This window comes from Verrucomicrobiota bacterium, from assembly GCA_016200005.1.
Lineage (GTDB): Bacteria > Verrucomicrobiota > Verrucomicrobiia > Limisphaerales > PALSA-1396 > PALSA-1396.
Genome location: JACQFP010000068.1, coordinates 72,680 through 78,775 on the forward strand (window position 1 = coordinate 72,680; position 6,096 = coordinate 78,775).

At 55.6% G+C, this 6,096-nt stretch carries 9 protein-coding genes; 2 read left to right on the forward strand and 7 right to left on the reverse strand.

Annotated elements, in window-relative coordinates:
- The 7 genes from HY298_23280 to nuoB all read right to left on the reverse strand — a co-directional run bounded on the left by HY298_23280 (nucleotide 1) and on the right by nuoB (nucleotide 4,648).
- Nucleotides 1-219 carry a hypothetical protein gene (locus tag HY298_23280; GenBank protein MBI3853183.1) on the reverse strand — a complete coding sequence of 73 codons (219 nt, stop codon included), beginning with the start codon at nucleotides 217-219 and terminating at the stop codon, nucleotides 1-3.
- Between the two features lie 9 nt (nucleotides 220-228).
- A complete protein-coding gene (locus HY298_23285; GenBank protein MBI3853184.1) occupies nucleotides 229-756 on the reverse strand; it encodes an NAD(P)H-dependent oxidoreductase subunit E in 528 nt (175 codons plus the stop codon).
- 7 nt (nucleotides 757-763) lie between these two features.
- Nucleotides 764-1,336, reverse strand: coding sequence for a nucleotidyl transferase AbiEii/AbiGii toxin family protein (locus tag HY298_23290; GenBank protein ID MBI3853185.1), 573 nt, complete (start codon nucleotides 1,334-1,336; stop codon nucleotides 764-766).
- A 235-nt stretch (nucleotides 1,337-1,571) separates the two neighbouring features.
- Nucleotides 1,572-2,867, reverse strand: a complete 1,296-nt coding sequence (locus HY298_23295) for an NADH-quinone oxidoreductase subunit D (GenBank protein MBI3853186.1) — start codon at nucleotides 2,865-2,867, stop codon at nucleotides 1,572-1,574.
- Nucleotides 2,868-2,877: 10 nt separating this feature from the next.
- Nucleotides 2,878-3,399, reverse strand: coding sequence for a hypothetical protein (locus HY298_23300; GenBank protein MBI3853187.1), 522 nt, complete (start codon nucleotides 3,397-3,399; stop codon nucleotides 2,878-2,880).
- A gap of 6 nt (nucleotides 3,400-3,405) precedes the next feature.
- A complete protein-coding gene (locus tag HY298_23305) occupies nucleotides 3,406-4,017 on the reverse strand; it encodes an NADH-quinone oxidoreductase subunit C (protein MBI3853188.1) in 612 nt (203 codons plus the stop codon).
- A gap of 106 nt (nucleotides 4,018-4,123) precedes the next feature.
- Nucleotides 4,124-4,648: an NADH-quinone oxidoreductase subunit NuoB gene (gene nuoB, locus HY298_23310; GenBank protein ID MBI3853189.1), complete on the reverse strand. Its 525-nt coding sequence runs from the start codon at nucleotides 4,646-4,648 to the stop codon at nucleotides 4,124-4,126.
- Between the two features lie 299 nt (nucleotides 4,649-4,947).
- Between nuoB and HY298_23315 the strand changes: the two genes are divergently transcribed.
- Nucleotides 4,948-5,289, forward strand: a complete 342-nt coding sequence (locus tag HY298_23315; GenBank protein MBI3853190.1) for a hypothetical protein — start codon at nucleotides 4,948-4,950, stop codon at nucleotides 5,287-5,289.
- A 338-nt stretch (nucleotides 5,290-5,627) separates the two neighbouring features.
- On the forward strand, nucleotides 5,628-6,096 hold a 469-nt coding region (locus HY298_23320; protein MBI3853191.1), incomplete at its 3' end, for a S1 RNA-binding domain-containing protein.

Below are 6,096 nucleotides of genomic sequence, written 5' to 3' on the forward strand. Positions count from 1 at the left end.
CTACCATTTGAAACCGTATACCTTCCTCTCCCAATGACTGAACAAGCCGTGCGAGCGGAGAAAGGTTTCGTGGATTTGCCATCGCTCGTCCGGCGTGGCGGCCAGGCTGCGCGCGAGTTGGATTTTTCCCCCTCGCTCAATCCGCGCATACTTTTGAGTTTGCGATGGACTTTTCGCCAATCCTTTATACTTGTTTTCATGTTTAGATTTCGCTGGCATTTGACCAAATCATTTGCACTGGGCCACGAGTTCATCCGCCTTCGCGTGCGTGACGCCTTCGTAAAAATCCTCGTCGCACATCATCACCGGCGCGCTCCCGCAGCCGGCGAGGCATTCTACGAATTCGACCGTGAACTTGCCGTCCTTCGTCGTTTGCGGGCCGTGGGCATGGGCGTCGAGGCCGAGCTTGTCGCAGAAGTGTTTGTGCAACGCATACGAGCCGCCGAGCGCGCAGCTCAACGTGCGGCAGACTTTGATCTGATATTTCCCGACCGGTTGCTGCCGGAACATCGGGTAAAACGTGACGAGTTCGTAAACGTTGATCGGTTGCAGGCCGAGCTTCCTGGCCGTCCATTCGACGGCTTCCTGCGAAATCCAGCCGAAGTGTTCCTGGATGGCGTGCAACACCATGAGCGACGCGCTGCGTTTCTGCGGGTAGTGCGTGATCAACTCGTCAATCTCGGCTTCGAGCGCAGCGGGGACGGCGAAGCCGGATTGGCGCTGCAACGTATTTGGAATTGGCTCTGTTAAAGTCATTTCAAATTCAGTCCTGACTCGCGACCTTCCGACGGAGTTTCTCCAGTCGGTCCGGAATATCCGGCGATTCTTTCAATTCACTCAACGGTTTCAACTCAGCCATAATCTGTTTCCAATTCAAACGCTCGCCTTGCCGAATCAGAACTGTTTCGGCATCAAGCCAGTCGCGTTCGCGATTTGCAAACGCCTTCATCACCACAAAATCTTCCGCCGAACACGTGTGCAACCGGCAGTCCGGCAAAAAATCAAAATCGCTCGCCCGCTCCATCACGCGTTCTTCGAAAGGCAGCGCGCCCAGCGCGACATCCATGCCGATCCTGTCCGCCGACTGAATCAGCAGCACCCGGTTCTGCAACGCGAACTCGCGCGCGTCCGCCCGCCGGCCCGCATACTTTGCCAGCAACAAATCCACGACTTTTTCTTCGCCACCGAAACCGGTCAGCACTGTCATGTCCACGTCCTTTGTCAAGCGCGGCTCGCCCCAACGTTGGAGCACCAGCCCGCCAATCAAACAGTTTTTCCACGATTTTGAATCGAGAAACGACTGCAACTCGGCGGCCAATCTGACCAGGCGCGTCATCGTTTTGCCCGGTGAAAACAGCGTTGCTGCTCAACTAAACCCGACGTCGGCTTCGCCGGAAACTCTCTGATCGCGCCCTCGAACAAACCGTCGAAAGCCGGGATCGAACGCGCCGTGTCCGCGTGACGGATTTCCTCGCGACGCATGCGCTCAAGCTCTGGGCCAGCCCGCCGCCAAGCATCAACACACTTCTTTGCGCGAGCCTTTTCTTCGGCTGTCATTTCGGCAACAGGTTTCATCGGTCACACTCCCCCATCACAAAATCGAACGAGCCGAGGATCGCCACCGTGTCGCTCATCATGTGGCCCGGAAGCAGGTGCGACAGGATGCTCAAGTTCACGAAGCTCGGGCTGCGAATCTTCAAGCGATACGGCGTGCCGCCGCCGCGGCTGTTGATGTAGAAGCCCAGTTCGCCCTTCGGATTCTCGTGGCCGAAATAAATTTCGCCGGGCGGACAGTTCATGCCCTGCGTCACGAGCATGAATTGATGAATCAATTCCTCCATGCTCGACATCACCTTGTTCTTGGGCGGCAAAACGATTTTGCCATCGGCCACGTTGACCGGCTCTTTCGATTTGTTGTCGAAGCCGCCGGGGATTTTGTCGAGGCACTGATGGATGAGGCGCACGCTCTGGCGCATTTCCTCCATGCGCACGAGGTAGCGGTCGTAGCAATCGCCGACCGAGCCGACGGGCACGTCGAATTGCAGGTCGCGATAGCACAGATACGGCTGGGCCTTGCGCAGATCGAAATCCACGCCGCAGCCGCGCAGGTTCGGACCGGTGAGGCCGTAATCAATCGCGTCTTCCTTCGAGATCACGCCCACGTCGCGCGTGCGGTCCACCCAGATTTTGTTGCGCGTGAGCAGCGTCTCGACCTCGGCGATGTTGACAACGACTTCGTTGAGGAACTTGCGCACCGCGTCGCACCAACCGGGCGGCGTGTCGCGCGAAACGCCGCCGATGCGTGTGTAATTCGTCGTGAACCGCGCGCCGGTGAGCGATTCGCAGAGGTTGTAAATCTTTTCACGCTCCGTGAACGTCAGAAGAAAAACCGTCATCGCGCCCACGTCCATCGCGAAGCAGCCGACGCCGAGCAGGTGCGATGAAATGCGCGCCAGTTCACAGCAAATCACGCGGAGGTATTGGCAGCGCGGCGGGAGTTTGTCGTGGATGCCGAGGAGTTTTTCCACCGCGAGAGCGTAGGCGACGTTGTTGGCCAGCGGCGCGAGATAATCCAGCCGATCCGTGTACGGGATGAACTGCGTCCAAGTCATGTTCTCGGCGATTTTTTCGTCGCCGCGATGCAGGTAGCCGATGTCGGGCACGGCCTTGGTGATGATCTCGCCATCCAATTCGAGCACGATGCGCAACACGCCGTGCGTGGACGGGTGCGACGGGCCCATGTTGAGGACCATCTTTTCGCCCTGCATGTCCTGCAAATCCTCGTCGCTCGGGCGCGGCAAAGCTTTCGCCGCCGCGGCGACCTGCGCAGCGGAATCGCGGATTTCAATTTCTTGAACTTCGCGCATTAAAATCAGTTCATTTTTGATTCTTCGTTTCGATCCCTAAGTCGGCGACCTCGCAGATATCGAGCATTGGTCTTGGCAATGCTTGTCTGTCGTAGGCGCGTGTTATCCAATTTGTCCCAGATTGGAAGCTGACAATTAAGAGTCGTTCCAGCGGAGGTGCGTCATTTTTAGCGGGAAGTTCCTCGATGGCTGACTGCAATTTCTTCATTTCTGAATCAGATAATGACTGTTTTATTTTCTTGCCCGGCTGATGTGCCCAAGCTGGAACATTGCGCCAGGAAATTCCTTTTCCATTTTGGGAAATGAAATACTCCGTCACGACTCTATCGCTTCCGTGATCAAAGACTGTGATCGCCAAGATGTTTGTCCTTTGTCCTAGTTGCCACGCCGCATTGGTTTGAACTTGAATGATTTCTTGGAAATGCATCGTTTGCTGGTAACGAGAAAAATCAGGCGCAGAAATCTTGTCGTCCGCGCAAACTGTTCCAACGGTCAGCGTAAAAAGAAGAATTGTTGTTCGCGTGGTTCGCATTGCAGATCAAACCATATTCTCCGGCTTTCGGACACGAGGCTCACGTTCGATGGCGTCTTTGCCACCGGGTGCGGTGACAAACGGCCCGCCTTCGATGGGCGCGGCCTTGCTAAACGCCACGTCCGGCATTTCGCTCGGCTTGCCAGCCAGCGGAAAATCCTTTCGCAACGGGAAGTAAGGATAGCCTTCCCACATGATGATGCGTCGCAAATCGGGATGCCCGCGAAAGCGGACGCCCATCATGTCGTAAATCTCGCGCTCGTGCCAATCCGCCGTGCGCCACACGCCCGTGACGGTCGGCAACTCGGACTTCTCCTCGCTCACGTGGGTCTTGAGCCGCAGATATTGGCCGTGGGTGAGGCCGTAAAGTTCATAGACTATCGTCCAGCGCGGGTCATCGCCGTAATTGTCCACGCTGGAAACGTCCACGAGATAGTTGAAGCCCAGTTCCTCCTTCGCGAACTCGCACACCTCGACGATGCGCTCGGCGTCCGCGACGTTCAGCGTGAGTTCGCCGCGAAACTCCGTCGGCACGGAAACCAAATCTCCGAACTTGGCTTGAATCTGTTTTGCAAAATCGAGCGCGCTCACGGCAAGGGAAGTTCCAAGCACCAACATCCAAGTTCCAGAAAAGCACCAACATTCAAATTCCAATCGTCTCCCCAAGTTGTTGGAGCTTGGGGCTTGGAATTTCTCTGGAGCTTGGAGCTTGGAGTTTGGAATTTCATTTGGCCAGCGCCGGGCCGGGTTTCTTCAGCGTCGCCAGGAGCGGTTCACGCTGAACCTTGTTTTGCAGTTTGAGCAGCGCGTCGAGCAACGCCTCGGGTCGCGGCGGACAGCCCGCCACGTAAACGTCCACCGGGATGATGTTGTCCACGCCCTGCAACACCGCGTAGCTGCGATACATGCCGCCCGTGGACGCGCACGCGCCCATGGCGATGACCCATTTCGGCTCGGCCATCTGATCGTAGATGCGCTTGACGGCCAGCGCCATTTTGTAAGTGACCGTGCCGGCAACGATCATCACGTCCGATTGGCGCGGGGAAAAGCGCATGACTTCAGCGCCAAACCGCGAAATATCAAACCGGCTTGCCCCCGTGGCCATCAACTCAATGGCGCAACAGGCCAAGCCCATCGGCATCGGCCAAAGCGAGTTCTTGCGGAACCAATTCAGCGCGGCATCCAGGCGCGTGTGAACGACATCGCCTTCGATGTTCCGATCATAGCCGAACTCAGCTTTGGTTTGCATAGAGGCACAGCGCAATCTGCGATGCCAAAGGAACGTAAACAGCGACTGAAAGTCCGGCAAGGCGAATTTGTGATTTTTTTCACAAGCGCAGTTGGGTCGATGCGCTTGTGTCGCAACTGGAAAACCTTGGAAGGTCTGGTGAAAGTCGCCGATGTTTTGGTCCGATGGGCTTCAGAAAATTGTCGAATCAAACTATTGACATGGCCGTCTAAAAAACCTATTGACGGAATCGCTCTCCAAGTTGGGTTTGAACGAGGGGGGTTCATTACTGTCAATAAACTAACGAAAGGAAACAAATTATGAGAAAGTCCATACTGCTTAAATCTGTCGTCGTCGGGCTATTATTGGCGGCGGTAGCCACTCCGACCTTCGCAGAGGAAGGCGGCAAGCCGGTGACGCTCAATGGTGAAGGCAAGTGCGCCAAGTGCGCCCTGAAGGAAACCGATAAGTGTCAAAATGCCATCCAGGTGGAAAAGGACGGCAAGAAGACCACTTACTATCTGGTGCAGAATGACGTGAGCAAGAAGTTCCACGAAAACCTCTGCAAGGAGAGCAAGAAAATCTCGGTCACAGGCACGTGCAAAAAGGTTGGGGATAAACTGGAAGTTACCGCCACGAAGATCGAACTGGCCAAGGATTAACAGCGCGGCGTTCAACGCCGATAGTGCGTTTGCACCCGCAGTTCAAGACCACGAGTCTGGACTGCGGGTGATCTGTTTCTCGTCGGCAGACGATCCCAAACGGGACGCAAAAACAACCGAAAAAACCTCTTGCATCCCCCGCCGTTCGACCTACTCTCACTTCCCGCCTGAACGCCGCGTGTGCGATCGTTCTTTGAGGCTGAGAAAAAAAAGTTAACCAATAACCTAACCCTTAACCTCCGTTGCCCGGCAACGTCTGGTCAGTTAGGCAATGGAGTCTTCGGCATCCCGCTCGCACGGGATCACCAAGCCTCCCGCAGTTACATCGCAGAATCATTATGCTCACCATGGAAGAAGCCATGCGCCAAAGCTACACCCGCTTTGCCGCTGGCGAAATCGTCAAAGGCACCATCATCGAAGTCCGTCCCAAGGAAGTCCTCGTGGACATCGGCTACAAGAGCGAGGGCGTCATCCCCGCCAATGAATTTGAAGACATCAAGACCGTCAAGGTCGGCGACCAGATCGATGTCTTGATCGAAAAGCTCGAAGACAAGGAAGGCATGGTCGTCCTGTCCAAGGAAAAGGCCGAGTTCAAACAGAACTGGGACAAAATCCTCACCATCTGCAACGAAGGTGGCACCATCGTCGGCAAGGTCAAAGCCATCGTCAAAGGCGGATTGATCGTCAACATCGGCGTCGAGGCTTTTCTGCCGGCGTCTTTGGCGTTCCTCAAAGGTTTTGGAAGTCTGAATTCGCTGTTGGGTCAGACGATCCAGGTGAAGATCGTAAAAATCAATCCGAGCCGGA